We start from the raw sequence: 17,614 nt of genomic DNA on the forward strand, positions 1-17,614 counted from the left end.
GTAATGGGCCTGTCACCATGGGCGGCGTGCGCACCCTGGGAATCGACCTGTCAGCCGACCGTACGAAGACGGCGATGTCCGTGGTGGACTGGACGGACGGGCGGGCCACGGTCGGCCCGCCCGCACTCAAGTGCACCGACGACACCCTCCTCGACGAACTGGCCGCGCTGCGTCGCGAGGACCGGGCCGGCGTCGACACGCCGTTCGGCTGGCCGGCCGAGTTCGTGCGCGCGGTCGGCGCGCACCTCGCCGGGGAGCCGTGGCCCGGCCGCGGCCAGGACAGCGAGCGGTACCGCAAGGACCACCTGCGCCACCGGCTCACGGACCGGATCGTGCGCGACCGCATCCACCCGGTCCAGGCACCCCTCCCCGCGCCCTTCGACCGTATCGGCGCCATGGTCGCGCGGTGGGCCCATCTGGAGGACGAGCTCAACCGCCGCGGCGTCCACGTCGACAGGACCGGAGGCGGACGGATCGCCGAGGTGTACCCGAAGGCGTCCCGGTACCGCTGGGAGCTTCTGGACCGCCCCCGCAGCATGGACACCCTGCTCGCCGCCGCGCCCTGGCTGCGCTGCGACGAGCCGACGGCCCGCGCCTACGACGCGAGCGAGCACGCCTTCGACGCGCTGGTGTGCGCGCTGACGGCCCGGGCGGTGGCCTGCGGTCTCACCGGGCGGCCCGGTTCGACGGACCTCGGCCTCGCCCGCACCGAGGGCTGGATCCACCTGCCGGACCCGGGCTCGCTCCCCCTGCTGCCGCACGAGCCCGCCCGCGCGGCCTAGCGGCGAGGCGGGCCTGCCCGATCCGTGTCCTCACGGAAGAGCGGCCGTCCGCTCCGCACCGCTGCTTCGACCTTCCGGTTGTCCACGCCCTGCCCCTCGTCGACCAGTTCCGGCAGGAGCAGCTCGCCGAGCATGTCCTCGCCGTCGGTGTCCACGCCCCGGTCGCTGATGTCGACCGGGTGCGGGAAGAGGCCGGGCGCCCCCGCCAGGACGGCCCGGGGCCGTTCGCAGGCGCGCAGCCGGAAGTCGTTCAGCAGGAGCACGATCTCCGCCCGCGTGCCGCCGAGGACGGTGAGGTAACCGCCGTCGTCGCCCAGGTGACCGAGGAGCGTGCCCTCCACGCTCAGGTCGCCGAGCACGACGACGGACGGGTTCCCGCGCAGGATCAGGTTGCGGGCCCGCAGGTCGCCGGTGACGAGCAGGAAGCTGCCGGACCCCTCGTCGATCCACTCCAGGTTGCCGTCGACCACGAGATCGCCGTCGACGATCACGTTGGCCAGGCAGAAGTCGTCCTCGTCGGTGTCGGACGTGAGGTCACCGTCGATCCGCAGGCCGCCCGCGTAGTGGCGGGTCTCCTGCTCGTCGCCGTACTCCTGGAACGGGTAGTCGACGTGCTCGGAGACGCCGAACCGGGCCTCGGCGTCCCGCACGTCGAGGATGTCGTAGAGGTCGGCCACCGACTCACTTCCTTCTTGACTCACGCGTGCGGGGTGCCGACGGCCGTCGGACGGGGGCGGGTGGTGCTGTCCTGGACGAGGACCAGCGCGGTCACGAGTGCGGCCAGTGAGGCCAGCGCGACGAGTGAGGGGACCAGGGCGACCGCGGGTCCGGCGACGAGGCAGAGGGCCCCTGCGCCGAGGAGGAGCGGGGAGCGGCGGTTCGCGGTCCGCAGGAGGAACGCGGCCGAGGCGAGGAGGAACACCCCGACGCCGCCGGGCAGCGCCCACGCGACCACACCGTGCAGGGGTTCGGCCAGGTCGTAGTGGCCGGTGTCGGCGATCTGGGTGAGGGACTTCTTCATGCCGAGGGCGGTGACGACGATCCCGGCCACCAGGGGAAGGTGGAGGAAGGTGTACGCGTCACGGGCCAGCCGGGTGCGGTCGTCGCCGGCCGCCGCCGTCAGCCGGTGCTCGGCCGGTTCGGCCAACTGCCGGAAGTACAGGCGCCACAGGCCCGCGGAGATGAGCAGGCCCAGGGCGGCACCGGCCACGACCGGCGTGCTCAGCGCGTAGCCGGAGACACCGACGCCGATGGCGACGATCGACTCGCCGAGGGCGATGATGACGATCAGGCCGTGGCGTTCGGCGAAGTGGCCCGGTGAGGCGACCCGCCAGCCCGACTTTCCGGTGACGAAGATGCCCAGGTAGTCGATGACCACGGCGGCGAGCCAGATCAGGACCTGCGTGGTGCCGGTGAAGGCCGCGCCGACGAGGAGCAGGGCGAAGGGCGGTGCCACCGAGATCAGGGCGATACGGCGCAGGGCGCGGTGCAGTCCCCGGTCGGCGGGGTCGGAGAGCCAGTACGTGACCAGGTGCAGGACGCGGACCGCGCCGTAGCACAGGACGAAGACCAGGGGGGCGTGCAGTCCGCCGGGTGCGTCGTCGTAGATCTCGGGCACGGTCAGCGACACGATCAGGACGACCGCCATGACGGAGACCAGCACGGTGAACATCGCGCCGGAGTCGGCCCGTACGACGTTGCCCAGCCAGGCGAAGCAGCACCAGCACCACCACAGCAGCGCCAGCGCGACCATCCCGCCGAGCAGGCGCAGGCCGCTCGGATCGGCGGCCATCAGCGCCGTGACCTGAGTGATCGCGTACACGAACACCAGGTCGAAGAAGAGCTCGGCCGGTGTCACCCGGTGCTCGCCCCCGGTGGCGACCAGCCGTGGTCCTTCGCTGTTCGTACCCACAACTCCCCCTTTGGGCCTCCCCGTTGGCCACGGGCGGAACGATAACCCACCGGCCGCGGCCGGCAGGGACTGTTGCTGCGTACAAGTGTTCCCCTCTCGTGGGGACGGCGGGCGGGGGCTGGTGCGCCCTTGGCTACTTGCGAGTAGGGTCCACTTCCGTTGTCAGGGACCAGTACCGGCCTGGACGCGGGAGGACGCATGACCGACGACACGCTGACGGACTTCACCCGGGAGCCGTTCACGCACGCGGGACGGTCGCACGCCGTCCTGCGCTCCGGCACCGGGCCCGCCGTGATCGTCATGGCCGAGATCCCGGGGATCACACCCAAGGTCGCCCGGTTCGCGCGGCGGGTCCGCGACATCGGCTGCACGGTGGTCGTGCCGGACCTGTTCGGTGTCGCCGGACGCGATCCCGACCCCAAGGCCCACGGGTGGGCCGGAACCGCCGCGACCGGCCTGCGCGCGCTCGCCCACATCTGCGTCAGCCGCGAGTTCACCACGCTCGCCGCGGGCCGCACCTCACCCGTGGTCACCTGGCTGCGGGCCCTCGCGGTCCACGAGCACGAGCGGTGCGGCGGTCCGGGCGTCGGCGCCCTCGGCATGTGCTTCACCGGCGGCTACGCCCTCGCCATGGCCACCGACGAGCGCCTCCTCGCGCCCGTCCTCTGCCAGCCGTCCCTCCCGCTCGCCGCCACCGCGCGCAAGCGCGGGTCCCTCGACATCTCCCCGAGCGATCTGGACGTCGTCCGCCAGCGCTGCGCGTCGGGCGGCCTGACCGTGCTCGGCCTGCGCTTCCGCGGCGACCGGGTCTCGCCCGGCGAACGCTTCGCGCGCCTGCGCGAGGAGTTGGGCGCGGCGTTCGTCGGCATCGAACTCGACGACGACGCGGCGAACCCCGCCGGCCTGCTGCCCCCGCACTCGGTCCTCACCGAGCACCTGATCGACGAACCCGGCCAGCCCACCCGCCAGGCCCTCGACCAGGTACTCGACCACTTCCGCACCCGCCTGCTGACGCCGCCCGACCTGGCGTAGCGTCACCGTGGGTGGAGTCGGGGACGAGCAGCCGGATCGTCTCCTCGAACAGGCCGCATCGCCCCGCGTCCGCGCGCCGGGACGGCCGCGTCAACTGCCTCGCACCGCAGCTCACATCGGGTGATCCTCCCGTTCGGTGTACGGCCGACTGTCGCCGGGGCGGCTCCGGGAGCCGCCCCGGCGACAGTGCCGCTCGGCGTTGCCGGATCGGGCCCGGGGGCCCGGTTCCTGCGGGAAGATGGCGAGATGGACAGGACGCTTCCCGACGATGAGAGCTCCTTCGTGGGTCGGGGTGACGAACTCGCCTTGATCCGGCGGGAGTTGTCCGCCGCCGGCCTCGTCACGCTCACGGGGCCGGGCGGAGTGGGCAAGACCCGGCTCGCCCGGCGGGTCGCCGCCACCGAGGCCCCGGGTGGGTGGGAGGGCATCGCCTGGGCGGATCTCGCACCGCTGGGCAACGCCGGCCATCTTGCGGCCACCGTCGCGGACGCGCTCGACCTCCAGGACCACACGCCCCGCATGCCGACGGAGGCGATCCGCGGATGGGTGGGCCCACGCCGGGTCCTCCTCGTCCTCGACTCCTGCGAACATCTCCTCGCCGGCTGCCGGGATCTGGTGGACGCCCTGCTGGCGGAGTGCCCGAACCTGCGCGTCCTGGCCACCAGCCGCGAGCCCTTGCGGACCGGCGCGGAGTCGGTCGTCCGGGTGGAACCCCCGGCCTCCACCGACGAGGCGCTCGCCCTGTTCGCGGACCGCGCTCAGGCGGCCGGACACCCGCTGCGTGGGGACGAGGAACGGCGGCTGGCCACGGCGCTCTGCGACGGTCTCGACCGGCTGCCGCTCGCGCTGGAACTCGCCGCCGCGCAACTGAGGATCATGCCGCTGCCCGAACTGTGCCTGGGCCCGCGCGCGGCGGTGGACCTGCCGACGAGCACCCGGCGCACCGGACTGCCGCGGCACGCCGCCCTGCGTACGACCATCGGCTGGAGCCACGAACTGTGCACCCCCGTGGAGCGGTTGCTGTGGGCGCGGCTGTCCTACCTCCCCGGCCGCTTCGACGCGCACACGGCCCGGGCGGTGGCCCGCGGCGGACCGCTCACCGCCGACCGGATGGGCGACGCCCTCGCCGCCCTGTGCGACAAGTCCGTCGTCTCCGAGCGCGCCGGGACCTACCTGATGCTGGACACGGTCCGGGAGTACGGCCGGATGTGGCTGGCCGAGCTGGGGGAGACGGAACCGACCGCCGACCGCCACGCCGAACACGTACTGGCCGAAACCCACCGGGCGCACACCGAGTGGTTCGGGCCCCGGCAGCGGGACTGGTACGGACGGATCTCCTTCCTCCACGCCGACGTCCGCCTGGCCGCCGACCGCCTGCTGACCACGGACCCCGTCCGGGCCCTGCGGATGGTCGGACACCTCACCTTCTTCTGGGTCTGCTCCGGTTACCTCTACGAGGCCCGGCAGTACCTGGAGCGTGCGTTCGCCCAGGTGCCGAAGGACTGCCCCGCGGAGATCCGGACGCAGGGGCTGTGGAGCCTGGGGGTGGCGCGCACGTTGCAGGGCGACCCCGAGGCGGCGAGGGCCCTGGAGGCGCAGTGCAGGCGGGCGGCCCTGGACTCCGGTGATCTCGTGGGCCTGGCCGCCGCGGCCTATCTGCGCGGTCTGCTGCACCTGCTGGAGGGCCGCCCCCTGTCCGCGCTGACGGTCGTCGACGAGGCGCTGCGGACCATCGGCACCCCGGGCGAGGGCCGCCCGGCGGCCGCGAGCGCCATGTGCCGTCTCGTCCGTGTCTTCGCGCTGACCGCCACCGGCAGTCACGACCGGGCCCGGCGGGAGGCCCTCGACCTCCGTGGCGTCTGTGTGGCGGCACAGGAGTACTGGACCCGTTCCTATCTGGACCATCAGCTGGCGCTGATCGCGCTCATGGAGGGGCACGCGAAGGACGCCGTCGAGCACGCACGGTCCGTACTGGCCGCCAAGCGCTTCATCGGGGACGACTTCGGGATCGCCATGGCCATGGACGTCCTGGCTCTCGCGCAGTGCGACGCGGGCGAGGACCGGTCGGCCGCCTACGCCTTCGGCGCGGCGCTGCGGTACTGGGCGAGCGTCGGCCACCCGCAGCGGGGGACGCCGGAGATGGCGCTGCTGCGCGACGAGTGCGAGGCACGGCTCGCCGGCCGGCTCGGCGAGACGGAGTACGCGGGCGTCCTGGAGAAGGCCGCGGGCCTCGACGCGCGGGCACTGCTCGCCTGGGCGTCGGTAGGGGGCCCGCCGCCGGGGGAGTGAAGGGGCGGAGCGCGTGGAGCCTCCCTCGGACCGCGGTGAACTCCCTTGCAACGTCGGCTATTTATCCGGCATATGCAGTCCGCCAAACGATCAGACCACGCAACTACCCAATCGTCGGACGCCACTCCCGGACAGTTCCACCTTGCGCCCCGGTCGCGTGCGTACGGTCCCCCACACCGGGACGGGTCGGCCGGTGCCGGTCCGCGGAGTCAACGGCACACAATGGGAGGCGCAGTGGCGAGTGTGGAAGTTTCGCTGAAGGAGATGATGGCCGGGGTCGAGGGGGCCATGGGGGCCGCGATCGTCGACTACACCAGCGGAATGGCGCTGGGGACGCTCGGCGGGGGCAAGGAACTCGACCTGACGATCGCCGCGGCGGGCAACACCGACGTCATCCGGGCCAAGGTCCGCACCATGGAGCAGCTCGGCCTCAAGGGCCAGATCAAGGACATCCTGATCACGCTGGACCGCCAGTACCACGTGATCCGCCTGCTCACCGGCCGCGGGGGCAACGGACTGTTCCTCTACCTCGTCCTCGACAAGGACCACTCCAACCTGGCGATGGCCCGCCACCAACTCAAGCGCGTGGAGGAGGAGATCGAGATCTAGCTTTCTTCGGGAACCCAGTGGCCGGCCATGCCCATGATGTGAAGAATTTTTCAAGTCACCAGATCAGCATGGTGCCATTGTGCGTTCCTGCCGAGTCCGGGACGTGAAGGATCGGACGAGAAGGCGGCCTGCGGTGCGGCGGTCCCGATCGACGCCGCCGCACCGCGGCGACTGGTGTGCACCCCACCGAGCAGGAGCGAGCATCGATGCAGCCCCCCCTCTACCAGGTCAAGGCAGAGTTCTTCCGCATGCTCGGTCACCCCGTGCGCATCAGGGTGCTGGAACTCCTCCAGCACGGACCGGTGTCCGTGCGGGACCTGCTGGCCGACATCGAGATCGAGCCGTCCAGCCTCTCGCAGCAGCTCGCCGTCCTGCGGCGCTCCGGCATCGTCGTGTCCATGCGCGAGGGCTCCACGGTCAACTACGCGCTCGCCGGCGGCGATGTCGCCGAACTCCTGCGCGCGGCCCGCCGCATCCTCACCGAGCTGCTCGCCAACCAGAACCAGCTCCTCACCGAACTGCAGCAGGTCGACTCGCCGCCGCCCACCCTGCACACGACGAGGTAGTCGGCCCCGGCGCCTGCTTCAGGGTGCGTAGGTGCGCATCACGGAGAGGTACGGACGGTCCCGGTGAGGTACGTCGTCGTCCCGGCCCGGGAGGCCGAAGACGGCGTAGACGTCGCCGGGACGGGCGAGGATGCTCGATTGCCGGCCGAAGGTGAGCCTGTCGTTGACGTGATGCTCACAGCCCGCGGCGTCCAGCGCCCGGACGAGTTCCTCGCGGTCCACCGTGGCCTCGACCGGCTCCGAACCGGGCAGGACCGGCGCGGGCAGCTCGACGGTCGAACCCGGCCGCAGCTGGATCCGGATACCGCTGACCGCCCGCCGGGTGACGTCCAGCTTGAGCCCGCCCCACGCGTACGGGTAGCCGTCGATGTCGGGCCCCTTCATACGGATGGCGGGGTGCGGCCTGCCCGGCCCGAGGAGTTCCTCGGCGTCGGCCAGCGTCATGCCCCGAGGTGCAGCGGGCCGACCCGGCCGGTGCGGGCGAAGTCGACGAGCAGGTTCATCAAGGTCACGGCGGTGACTGTGCCATCCCGCCGTGCCGGGGCGCACGCCGTTGTCGACGAGCCGCGCCCGGTCCCTCGGCCGGGACCGGGCGTGCCCGGGTTCACCCGTCGTTCAGTCGCAGCAGTCGCAGCAGCACTTGCACGGGTTGCAGCAGCCCCCGCCGCCCCCACCGCCGCCGCACCCTCCGCAGCAGCCGTCGCCCGAATCACCGGAGCCGCCGGACCCACGGCCACCCCCGCCCGAACCACCCGAGCCGCCCGAACCCCCGTACGAGCCGCCCGAGTTGCCGTCGCCCTGCCCGCCGTACCAGCCGTCGCCCCCGGAGCCGTCCCGGCCCGAACCGTCCCGGCCCGAACCGTCCCTGCCGGAGCCGCCCTGACGCGAGCCGCCGCCCCCTTCACCACCGCCGAAGTCCCACTCGACCTCGTCCCCGGGATCGTCCTCGCAGGTGCAGCAGTTGAGGCACAGCCTGCAGTCGCGGCACAGCTGACGCCACTGCCCGCACCGCCGGCACTGCCCCTCCGAGGACCGGTCCGACCCCACCGGGGCGCCCCCGGAGGCCGTGAGCGCCCCCACGCCGCACTCCGTCGTGGACCCGCTCACCGACGCGGTCCCCGTACGGCGCCCCAGCCACGGGAGCATGCGCGGACCCGAAGCCTCACTGCGGTGGTGGTGACGATGCCGGGGATCGAAGACGCGGTCGACGGCACGCTCCAACTCACCGCCCAGCAGCGCCCGGGCCAGCCGCCCGTCGACGAACTCGGCGTCGGACAGCGCGAGTCCGATCCCGCGGACCGCGTCGTCGCACAACCGGCGCACCTCGGCGCGGTCGGCACCGGTCACCGCGACCGGGTTCCACGCGCCGGCCGCCTCGTCGGCGTCCAGGTCCTCCACCGCGTCCAGCAGATGCGCGAGCCGGCCGAAGAGCCGTCCGGCCTCCGACAGCGGCTCCACGTTCCCCGGCCGCCCGGCGAGCACCGCGGTGTGCGCGAACGCGGCCGCCGTCGCCGTCTCCGTGGGCTCGGTGACGGTCAGCAGGGAGTCGCCACGGCCGGTCCGCCGCTCGATCTCCGACTGCCGTTCGACCGCACCGAGCAGCACCGCGGTGTCGAAACCGAGCCGTTCGCCGCCCGCGGCACCCGCACGGTCCCAGCCGCCGGCGATCCGGCGCGCCGCCAGCGTCACCGGGCGACGGCCCAACAGGCCGTCCCCGTCCGCCACATGGTCACGCACCTTCGCCGCGGCCAGCACCAGCGACACCGTCGCCGCCAGCCGGGCGCCCTCGCCCTGCGCCACATCCGCCGACCGCATCCCGCGCAGCGGACACGGGCCGGCGCCGCGCCGCCAGTCCCCGGTGCGCTCCGACTGGGCCTCGGTCAGCACCGAGACGATCAGACCGTCGTAGTTGGTCGCCACCCGGGCGAACTGCCCGTACTCACCCCGCAGCGCCAGACACAGCCCGCACAGATGGGCCATCCACTCGGTCCGCATCCCCTCGCCCAGGCGATGACGGCACGGTCTGATGATTCCGAACACTTCAGCTCTCCCCCCGTGGGTACGGCTGCCAGGACGCAGCCGGACGGTCGGGGCCGTACACCGGGCACGGCCACGCGGAACGAAGGACCGCGTGTCCCCCGACGGGCGACATGCTAAGGCCTGTCCGCGCAGGCGTGAGCTGCGGTCATGGCACGGTTCCGGCACAGACGAGACCCGCATGGCCCGCCCCGTCGGGTGTCGGGTGCGGAGCGGGAACCGAGCATGACGTGATCGTCGTCTTGAGTCGCAGCCCCGCCGTTTGCGCTCCACCGCGCACCGGCCGCCGACCAGGGGAGGACCATGGAATCCGCCGCTCACATCACGGAGTTGACCGCCGGGCAGGAAGCCGTGGTCCGTGGCGTGGCGCGGGAGTGGGCGGCCGTCGACCGTGCGACGGGCCCGGGGGACCGGCACGCCGCGGAGGAAGGGGTACGGGCCGCCTACCGGGCGTGCGGACTGCCTCCGCCACGGTTCATGATCTGGCTGGGCTCACCCTGGGCCGGCCTGATCGGGCAGGCGCTCCTGCCCGGCGTGATCGCCTCGGTCGTCGGCGGCCCGACCGCACGGGTACGGACCCGCTTCCGGCGGCGGATGCGGCGGGAACTGGCGCCGCCGCGAGGATGGCTGCTCCGCCCGGACGTCCTGGACACGGCCCGGGCGCAGGTGTCCGACGCGGTGGACCAACGGGTCGACCGGCTGCTGCGCGGCCCGCGCCCCACACCCAGGGACTGGCGGTTCGCCATCCGCTCCCACGTCCAGGACCAGGTGACCGCGCAACACCTCGGCGTCCTGGACCCGGGGCTCGACAGCGAGGGCTACATCGGCTCCGCCCGGTACGACTTCGACGTGGTGCCCACCACGCACGCGGAACTGCTCACCCAGGTCGCCGCGCAGGCGGGGGTCCCCGTGCCGGTGGCCAAGAAGGCGCGGCTGCCCGTGCTCTGGTCGCGCGGGCGTCCCCTCACCAGCTTCGGCGTGGAGGCGTTGGCGTGGGCCGACGCCATGGAACGCCTCGGCGTGACGGGCGTGGACGAACTCCACGGCGAGCAGCAGGTGGCCCGGCACGCCGGCTACTGGTGGGCCTTTCGCGACTACGCGGTCCTCACCCCACGCCCCGACCTCCTGCGTACGGACACGGAAGGACGCCTGCACTGCGCCGACGGTCCCGCCGCGATATGGCCCGACGGCTGGGCCGTCCACTCCTGGCACGGCAGAAGGGTGCCCGCCTCCCTCATCGCCGGCCGCTGGGACACCGACCGCATCCTCACGGAGCCCAACGTCGAGGTGCGCCGCTGCGCGATCGAGCGGACGGGCTGGCCCGAGTTCATCGCGGCGGCCGGACTGGAGCAGGTCGGCCGGCGCGAACCGGACCCGGGCAACCCCGGCCAGTGGCTGAGCCTCTACGACCTGCCCCACGAACGCGGCCGCGTCCGGGTGCTGCTGTGCACCAACGCCTCGGTGGAACGCGACGGCACCCGCCGCCAGTACGGGCTCACCGTGGCCGCCGACACCCCGGACGCCACGACCGCGGCGGCCCGCCTGCTCGGCCTCACCCGCGAGCAGTACCTCACCATGAGCCGGGCCACCTGACGACGCCCGTCCCGCGCACTCCTCACCGACCGGAGAACCCCATGCCCGCACAGCACCCGACCCTCGCGCACGTCACCGCCCTCGCCGGAGTCGACGTCCTGGACCACCTCGACCTCCAGGCCACCATCCCCGTCTCCGCCGGGCTGCAGCGCCAGGGCGACATCGGCCTCATCCCGGTCGCCCTGATCGGCCTCGAGCCGCCGACGGACGCGGAACCCGTCCCCGCCGCCGGCATCCCCCTGGTGTCGGCGGAGGGCGGAGGCAACACCCACCTCCTCGTCGCCGACGGCCCGGTCACCTGGGCGCCCACCGGGAGCGACGGTCCGGACGTCGGCTGCTTCACCGTCCACGAGGGCGCCACGGCCTACATCCTCCACCCCGAACACGGAGCCATGGGCCACGCTCCGGGCACCTACCTGGTACGCCGCCAGGTCGAACTCGACGACCGTTTGGTCCTCGACTGACACGACCGACGCGGTGACCAAGGGAGCTGATGGGGAACACGTTCGGCATCGGCCTCACTTGGCAGGAGACGGAGGCGGAACTGCCGGCGGCGGCGTTCACCTGACAGCAGGTCGGCGCGCGGACACGGCGAGGTCGTGTCAGCCCGGTGTGTGGGCACGCGTGGGCGGCGAGGTGGTGCGCGGGCGCGGCAGTGGCGCGTGGTGGGCGAGCCGCTCCCGTAGGCGGGCGTGGCGGAACTGGTAGACCGGCCCCACCTGGCGCAGGATGCCGAGGCGATGGGCCTCGGCCAGGAACGACTGGAGCCGCCAGGGCAGTCGGCCCCGGGCGGCGACGAGGAGGCGCGCGACGGTGTAGTGGGGCCAGGCGCAGGCGGCCAGGGCGAGCACCAGACCGACGGGGCCCACCAGGGGAAGTTTGCTCCACAAGTAGCCGACCACGAGGACGAAGAGACTGACGTCCTCGGGAAAGACCTCGGCGGCGCTCAGCACGAGCGGGATGTCGGGCAGCGTGATCAGCACCGCTCCCGCTGCGCCCGTGAGCAGGCAGACGCGCCGGTCGTCCCGTACCGAGGACGCCGGGGTGGTGAGGTCGTCGGGGGACGCGGTGTGGCGCGTCCAGCGGAGCAGTGCCTGCACCGAGCCGAAGAGCAGGCCGGCTACGAGGCCGTACGCCCAGGCGTTCAGCGGCGCAATGGAGCCCGGTGCGAGTCCTTCGGGCAGCCACGGCGCCACCGTGGCGATGTGAATGTTCAGCGCCGCACCGGTGAGGACCGCCATACCGACGACGGTCGCCACAGCCCGGGGCAACCGGTGGCGCCAGTGCCGCATGCCGAGCCGTCCGCGGCTGGGCATGTCGGGCGGCACCGGACTCCCGGCGGTGTACAGGACCGCCAGGTAGGAGAGCCCGTAGAGGGTGCTGGCCACCACGATGTACTCCACACCGGCCCGGATGCCGTGGTCGGCCATGCGCCACACGCCCTTCGGAGCCGAGTGGGCCACGTACCCGCACGCGGCGATCAGCAGCACCGCCCGCAGCGAGTCGCGGCGGGTGCCGGGTCCGGCCGCCGTCCACGCCGCGACGAAGGACATGCAGGCGAGGGCCAGTGCCACCGCGCCGCCGTACGACAGCACGACCTCCACCGGGATGTCCGAGGGGCCGGGGATGGTGAGGCAGGAGAAGAGGTGTCCCGCACAGACGAGAGCGAAGGCCGTGGCGGCCGACAGCGCGGCCCGGCACCAGGTGCGGGCCAGCGGGGTCCAGCGGTAGAGCTGCCACCAGGCCAGATCGTGTGTGCCCTGGCGTACCAGGCCGACGGCGAGGTGCGTGAGGTGGCGATGGGCGCGCTCCGGTTCCCACCGTCGGTCGGCGGGGCGCAGACGCCGGGCGCGTGTGTACAGGGCGGGGACGAGGGCGTCCAGCAGGTGCAGTTCGATGGCGGAGGCGGTCGGAAAGCGTTCGCTGTCGGCGAGTTCGCAGGGGTCGGCGAGTTCGCAGGGGTGGCCGACGGCGTCGGCGTACACGACTCGGGCGAGCCCGACCAGCAACGGGCTGGTGAGTGCTTGGGCCGCGGGACCGTCGGGGTTCTCGTGCACATGCCGGGCGAGTCGCTCCCATCGCTCGTGACGGGGACCCGGTGACGTGGCCAGGCGCAGAAGTGTGAGCGCGTCGGCGGGGCGTACCGGCGTGGGCTCGACGACGGCGGCGCCGGTGAGGACGCCGGCGTGCGTGACCGCTGTCGTGTAGGCGGAGGTGCGGCAGGTCAGCACCAGCGGAGTGCGGGTGTCCAAGGTGTCGTTGAGGGCGGACAGGACGGCGGTGCGCGCGGGGCCCGGCAGTTCGTCCAGGCCGTCGAGGACGGGAAGGACGCGGTGTCCGCTGACGAGGTCGTCGATCGCGGTCGGGCCGTACACCTCGGCGTCGGCGAGCGCGGGGTAGTCGGCGGCGAGCCTGCGGCTCAGCCAGCCGTGGGCGCTCTCCCGGGCGGGATCGAAGGAGCCGAGCGACAGCAGCACGGGAACCGGATCGCTCTCCTGCCGGGTGCGCAACAGCCCCAGGGTGAGGAGTACGGCGAAGGTGGTCTTGCCCGAGCCTGCGGGGCCGAGGGCGACGAGCCTGCCCCTGGGCAGGGCCCGGAAGGCGGCGGCCAGCTCCTCCACCCGGTCCGCACCGCAGGAGAAGGGGGCACCGATCAACTGGCGGTGCTCACCGACGCCGACGTCCGGGCAGTCGGTCCACCGCACGGGCAGCGGGGCCGGGGCGAAGAGTTGCCGCAGCGTCGCCTCCTCCTGCCACTGGCGGCCCACCAGCCGCGCGAGGACCTCCGTCGCGTCCGCCAACTGCCCGGTGCTCGAATGCCCTTGCCGAGGATCACGGCGCCACGCCCACACCGCCAGCACGCCGAAGAGCCCGATCACCGCGGCCAGGACCGAACTGGCCGTCGCGGCGGTGCTCTCGTCCCCCTTGCCCCACATCACCACGAGGGCCCCCGCGACGACCACGCACAGTGCCCAGACCACGCCCCAACGCCGACCCATCCCAGCCCCCGCTCAACCCTTGCCGGCCGCCAACGCAGGAACCAACGAGGAGGACGTCACCGCGGAAACGGCGGTGCGGATCACCTGCGGGTCCACCATCCGGTGGCGGGCTGGGTCCACCGTGTACCGCGTTCTGGCCGTGGCCGCCGAGGCGGTCTGCTGACAGGCGTCGTCGCGAGGCGGGGCCGCTGCCCGGCTACCCGGGGAGCCGGGCCGTGCCGGTATCCGTTACGCGCCGCGCTCCACCGAGTGCCGACCGCGCGCCCCCGCTCGCGGGAGCCGCGTCCGCCGAAAAGGGCCACCTCCGCCTGCCCGGGGACCGCCGACAGCCCCCCGCCCGCCGGGGGGCTGCTCCAAGTGGAGGCGACGAGTGGTGCGCGCGCCCGCCCGAACACAGGCTGGCCTACGCGCCCCTCCCGGCCATGAGGCGGGGCGCAGCCTGTCCACCGTCCCCCGGCCGGAGCGGTCAGGGACGTCAGAGAGACGAGATCACATGGCGGAACACACCATCGGTCCCGGGCCCCTGCCCGCCGTCACCGGGACCGGGACACCCGTACGAAGACGGGCTCCGCGCCGCCGTCCGCGGTCGGCCCGCAGGGCACGTACGCGGGCCGTGCTGCTCGCGGCCTGCCTGGGCGTCCTCGGCGCGGCCGGGACCGCGCCGAGCAGCGCCCAGGCGCCCTCGGCCGGCGGACCCGTACCGGTGAAGCCGGCGCGGTTCGTGCCCGGCCCCTGCCCGCAGACACCCGAGCCGGTCCCCGGGCGGTGCGGCTTCCTGGAGGTCCCCGAGAACCGCGAACGCCGCACCGGACGGACGATCCGGCTGGCCGTCGCCGTCATCCCGGCCGCGTCGAGGGCCAAGGCCCCGGACCCCGTGGTGTTCATGGAAGGCGGCCCCGGCGGAGACGCCTTCGGAGCGATCCCCTTCCTGATCGAATCCGGTGTGAACCGCGACCGCGAGCTGATCGTCGTGGCCCAGCGCGGCACCCTCCACTCGCAGCCGAGTCTGGCCTGCCCGGAGATCGACCGGTTCAACGCGACCGCCGTCGGCCTGCCCTACGACGCGCCCTCCACCGGCCGAGGGCTGGTGCGCGCGGCGAAGGCGTGCCGGGACCGTCTGACGGACGACGGAATCGACCTCGCCGCCTACAACACCACCGAGAACGCCGCCGACTTCGCCGCCCTCCGCAAGGCCCTGGGCATCAGGAAGTGGAACGTCTACGGCTACTCGTACGGCACCGACCTGGGCCTCACCTACCTGCGCCGGCACCCCGAGGGCATCCGCTCGCTGGCGATCGACTCGGTCGTGCCGCCGCAGACCGTGAGCCTGCCGTGGGCCTGGGACAGTGCCCAGGAGGGGATCAACGCGATCTTCGCGGCCTGTGAGGCGCAGCCCGCCTGCGCGGCCCGCTACCCGGACCTCTCCCGCACGCTCACCCGGCAGGTCCGGCGCCTGGAGGCGAACCCGCTGCGGCTGACCGTGCCGCCGCCCGGAGGCGGCACCCCGGTGGACGTCGTCCTCGACGGGGGCACGCTGGTCAATCTGCTGGTCGCCAACGGCCGGCTGGTACCGTCCGCCGACGTCCCCGCGGCGCTCTACGAACTCGCCGCGGGCAATCCGGAACGCCTCGCACAGGCCCAGGCCGCCGGTGCCACACCCGCCGTCGGCGAGTTCGCGCACGGACTCACGCACTCGGTCGCCTGCGCCGAATGGGCCCCGGGCTATTCCAAGCGCGATGTGCTGGCGGCGGGCCGCCGGGCCTTCCCCGGATGGCCGGACTCCGTACTGGTCCACGCTCCGCAGCTGCCGTTCGAGCACGAACTGTGCCGCGCCTGGAACGTCCCGGACCGCACCCCGGTCCAGCGGGTCGCCACCCACAGCGACGTGCCCGCGCTCATCGTCACCGGGACCTTCGACGCGAAGACCGGGGCCAGCTGGGGGCCGTTCGCCGGCCGTACGCTGCCCCGCTCGACCGCCGTGGTGGTTCCCGGCATCACCCACTGGGTCGTCCCGCAGAACCCCTGCGCCGCGTCGGTCCTGCGGTCCTTCCTGGCGCGGCCCGACGCGCCCGACACCGGCTGCGTGCCGGGCGTCGAACCCAAGCCGTTCACCATCATCCCCTGACCGGAGCACGCACGATGCCCCCCATTTCGCACCCCAGGCGGCGCACCCCACGACGACTGCCGGCGACGCTGGCCGGAGCCACCGCCGTCACCCTCGTCGCCGGTCTGGCCGCGCTGCCCGCACATGCCGAGTCCGGCACCGGCGACCCGATCGGCACGGTCGCCCGCACGGTGGGCAGCGCCCACTTCGAACCGGGCCCCTGCCCCAGGACCGCCGACCCGATCCCCGAACTGGCGCGCGCCCGCTGCGGCACCCTCACCGTCCCCGAACGCCGCTCCCGAACGAAGGACGCCAAGGACGCCAAGGACATCAAAGACGCCAAGGGCACCAAGGACCTGAAGGACCACAGGGGACGCAGGATCACCCTCGCGGTCGCGATCATGCCCGCGGAGAGCAGCAGACCCGCGCCCGACCCGATCGTGTGGTTCGCCGGCGGCCCCGGCGACGACGCCGTCTCCGAGATCCCGATGGCGCTCGCCGGCAACCTCAACCGCGACCGTGACGTCGTCTTCATGTCCCAGCGCGGCACCTACTCGGCCGACCCCGAACTCACCTGCCCGAACATCGACGAGTTCAACGCCCGCGCCCTCGGCCTCGTCTCCAACGCGCCCTCCACCGGCCGCCTGCACGTCGAGGCGACCCGGGCCTGCCGCGACCGCGTGGACGCCACGGGCGCCGACCGCGGCACCTACAACGACATCGAGAGCTCGGCCGACTACGACGCCCTGCGCAGGACCCTGGGCGTGCGGAAGTGGAACGTCTTCGGGATCTCCTACGGCACCCACCTGGCGCTCAACTACATGCGCCTGCACCCCAAGGGCATCCGCTCGGTCGGCATCGACGGAGTGCTGCCGCCGTCCATCGCCGGCGGGGCAGTGACCTGGAAGGCCGCGCGGGAGGGATTCGACGGCCTGTTCAAGGCATGCGAGGAGCAGGCGGACTGCAACACCCGCTACCCGAACCTGAAGGAGACCTTCCTCCGCCTCGTCAGTGAGCTGGAGGCCGACCCGATCACCACCACCGTCACGGTCCCGGTCCACCCGGAGCCGGTGAAGGTGGTCCTGGACGGGGGCACCCTGGTCAACTGGCTGACCTCGGCCACCCACGTCGCCGCCGGTGTGCCGCGCTCCATCGACGAGCTCGCGGCAGGCAACCCGCAGCGGATCGCCGAGCAACTCGCGGGCGGCAAGTACAGCCCGCAGGCCATCGGACGGGTCGCCCACGGGCTGGTCTACGGCGTCTTCTGCAGCCAGTGGACCCCGTACGAGAGCCGGGCCGACATCGTCCGGGGCGGGCGCCGCGCGTTCCCGTCGTTCCCGCGGTCGATGCTGGCCAACGCCCCGCAGCTCGCCTGGCTGCACGGCGACTGCCGCGCCTGGGACATTCCGGCGGCACCGCCGTCGGTCCGCGACGTGACCCGCAGTGACATCCCGACGCTCGCCCTGTCCGGCGGCTTCGACGCCCAGACGGCGCCGAGCAACGGGGCGTACGCCGCCCGGACGCTGAGCCGCTCCACCGCCGTGACGGTTCCCTACGTCGCCCATGTGGTGTTCGCCGACTCGCAGTGCGCGCAGACGATCACGACGTCGTTCTTCGACCGTCCGACCGAGCCGGACACCAGCTGTCTCGCGGGGCTCCAGCCGCCGCGGTTCGAGATCGCACCGTAGGGC

14 protein-coding genes are annotated in these 17,614 nt (G+C 73.2%); 9 read left to right on the plus strand and 5 right to left on the minus strand.

From position 1 onward, the window contains the following. Nucleotides 1-26: 26 nt before the first annotated feature. Entirely contained in the window at nucleotides 27-782 is a 756-nt protein-coding gene (locus ABT296_RS06850; protein ID WP_351924011.1) for a DUF429 domain-containing protein, read from the plus strand. On the opposite strand, the gene ABT296_RS06855 is transcribed toward ABT296_RS06850, so the two are convergent. Beyond that, nucleotides 779-1,483, minus strand: a complete 705-nt coding sequence (locus ABT296_RS06855; RefSeq protein WP_351924013.1) for a polymer-forming cytoskeletal protein — start codon at nucleotides 1,481-1,483, stop codon at nucleotides 779-781. The genes ABT296_RS06850 and ABT296_RS06855 overlap by 4 nt on opposite strands. After that, nucleotides 1,480-2,694, minus strand: coding sequence for a low temperature requirement protein A (locus tag ABT296_RS06860; RefSeq protein WP_351924015.1), 1,215 nt, complete (start codon nucleotides 2,692-2,694; stop codon nucleotides 1,480-1,482). The genes ABT296_RS06855 and ABT296_RS06860 overlap by 4 nt, the downstream gene beginning before the upstream one ends. A 198-nt stretch (nucleotides 2,695-2,892) precedes the next feature. On the opposite strand from ABT296_RS06860, the gene ABT296_RS06865 reads away from it, so the two are divergent. The 4 genes from ABT296_RS06865 to ABT296_RS06880 all read left to right on the plus strand — a co-directional run bounded on the left by ABT296_RS06865 (nucleotide 2,893) and on the right by ABT296_RS06880 (nucleotide 7,190). Beyond that, the gene (locus ABT296_RS06865; RefSeq protein WP_351924017.1) at nucleotides 2,893-3,726 is read left to right on the plus strand and encodes a dienelactone hydrolase family protein; all 834 of its coding nucleotides are present in this window, start codon (nucleotides 2,893-2,895) and stop codon (nucleotides 3,724-3,726) included. 246 nt (nucleotides 3,727-3,972) lie between these two features. Then, entirely contained in the window at nucleotides 3,973-6,015 is a 2,043-nt protein-coding gene (locus tag ABT296_RS06870; protein ID WP_351924019.1) for an ATP-binding protein, read from the plus strand. 234 nt (nucleotides 6,016-6,249) lie between these two features. Continuing rightward, nucleotides 6,250-6,624 carry a roadblock/LC7 domain-containing protein gene (locus ABT296_RS06875; protein WP_351924021.1) on the plus strand — a complete coding sequence of 125 codons (375 nt, stop codon included), beginning with the start codon at nucleotides 6,250-6,252 and terminating at the stop codon, nucleotides 6,622-6,624. A 206-nt stretch (nucleotides 6,625-6,830) separates the two neighbouring features. Continuing rightward, the gene (locus ABT296_RS06880) at nucleotides 6,831-7,190 is read left to right on the plus strand and encodes an ArsR/SmtB family transcription factor (RefSeq protein ID WP_351924023.1); all 360 of its coding nucleotides are present in this window, start codon (nucleotides 6,831-6,833) and stop codon (nucleotides 7,188-7,190) included. 18 nt (nucleotides 7,191-7,208) lie between these two features. Here ABT296_RS06880 and ABT296_RS06885 read toward each other — a convergent pair whose 3' ends face one another. Both ABT296_RS06885 and ABT296_RS06890 read right to left on the minus strand, forming a co-directional pair. Further along, nucleotides 7,209-7,634: a hypothetical protein gene (locus ABT296_RS06885; RefSeq protein WP_351924025.1), complete on the minus strand. Its 426-nt coding sequence runs from the start codon at nucleotides 7,632-7,634 to the stop codon at nucleotides 7,209-7,211. A gap of 171 nt (nucleotides 7,635-7,805) precedes the next feature. Beyond that, the gene (locus ABT296_RS06890) at nucleotides 7,806-9,230 is read right to left on the minus strand and encodes a DUF5685 family protein (protein ID WP_351924027.1); all 1,425 of its coding nucleotides are present in this window, start codon (nucleotides 9,228-9,230) and stop codon (nucleotides 7,806-7,808) included. Nucleotides 9,231-9,530: 300 nt separating this feature from the next. Between ABT296_RS06890 and ABT296_RS06895 the strand changes: the two genes are divergently transcribed. Continuing rightward, nucleotides 9,531-10,820, plus strand: a complete 1,290-nt coding sequence (locus tag ABT296_RS06895; protein ID WP_351924029.1) for a DUF6745 domain-containing protein — start codon at nucleotides 9,531-9,533, stop codon at nucleotides 10,818-10,820. Between the two features lie 41 nt (nucleotides 10,821-10,861). Continuing rightward, nucleotides 10,862-11,284 carry a DUF8820 family protein gene (locus tag ABT296_RS06900; RefSeq protein ID WP_351924031.1) on the plus strand — a complete coding sequence of 141 codons (423 nt, stop codon included), beginning with the start codon at nucleotides 10,862-10,864 and terminating at the stop codon, nucleotides 11,282-11,284. A 138-nt stretch (nucleotides 11,285-11,422) separates the two neighbouring features. Here ABT296_RS06900 and ABT296_RS06905 read toward each other — a convergent pair whose 3' ends face one another. After that, the gene (locus ABT296_RS06905; protein WP_351924033.1) at nucleotides 11,423-13,801 is read right to left on the minus strand and encodes an NACHT domain-containing protein; all 2,379 of its coding nucleotides are present in this window, start codon (nucleotides 13,799-13,801) and stop codon (nucleotides 11,423-11,425) included. 511 nt (nucleotides 13,802-14,312) lie between these two features. On the opposite strand from ABT296_RS06905, the gene ABT296_RS06910 reads away from it, so the two are divergent. After that, nucleotides 14,313-15,944, plus strand: a complete 1,632-nt coding sequence (locus ABT296_RS06910) for an alpha/beta hydrolase (RefSeq protein ID WP_351924035.1) — start codon at nucleotides 14,313-14,315, stop codon at nucleotides 15,942-15,944. 14 nt (nucleotides 15,945-15,958) lie between these two features. Beyond that, nucleotides 15,959-17,611: an alpha/beta fold hydrolase gene (locus tag ABT296_RS06915; protein ID WP_351924037.1), complete on the plus strand. Its 1,653-nt coding sequence runs from the start codon at nucleotides 15,959-15,961 to the stop codon at nucleotides 17,609-17,611. Nucleotides 17,612-17,614 lie beyond the last annotated feature (3 nt).

Origin of the sequence: Streptomyces sp. NPDC000983, from assembly GCF_040299205.1 — a bacterium.
Lineage (GTDB): Bacteria > Actinomycetota > Actinomycetes > Streptomycetales > Streptomycetaceae > Streptomyces.

What these genes read in the sequence shown, in the direction of transcription:
- ABT296_RS06865 (WP_351924017.1), top strand. Translation starts at nt 2,893, where the DNA reads ATGACCGACGACACGCTGACGGACTTCACCCGGGAGCCGTTCACGCAC.
- ABT296_RS06870 (WP_351924019.1), top strand. Translation starts at nt 3,973, where the DNA reads ATGGACAGGACGCTTCCCGACGATGAGAGCTCCTTCGTGGGTCGGGGT.
- ABT296_RS06880 (WP_351924023.1), top strand. Translation starts at nt 6,831, where the DNA reads ATGCAGCCCCCCCTCTACCAGGTCAAGGCAGAGTTCTTCCGCATGCTC.
- ABT296_RS06885 (WP_351924025.1), bottom strand. Translation starts at nt 7,634, where the DNA reads ATGACGCTGGCCGACGCCGAGGAACTCCTCGGGCCGGGCAGGCCGCAC.
- ABT296_RS06895 (WP_351924029.1), top strand. Translation starts at nt 9,531, where the DNA reads ATGGAATCCGCCGCTCACATCACGGAGTTGACCGCCGGGCAGGAAGCC.
- ABT296_RS06900 (WP_351924031.1), top strand. Translation starts at nt 10,862, where the DNA reads ATGCCCGCACAGCACCCGACCCTCGCGCACGTCACCGCCCTCGCCGGA.
- ABT296_RS06910 (WP_351924035.1), top strand. Translation starts at nt 14,313, where the DNA reads ATGGCGGAACACACCATCGGTCCCGGGCCCCTGCCCGCCGTCACCGGG.
- ABT296_RS06915 (WP_351924037.1), top strand. Translation starts at nt 15,959, where the DNA reads ATGCCCCCCATTTCGCACCCCAGGCGGCGCACCCCACGACGACTGCCG.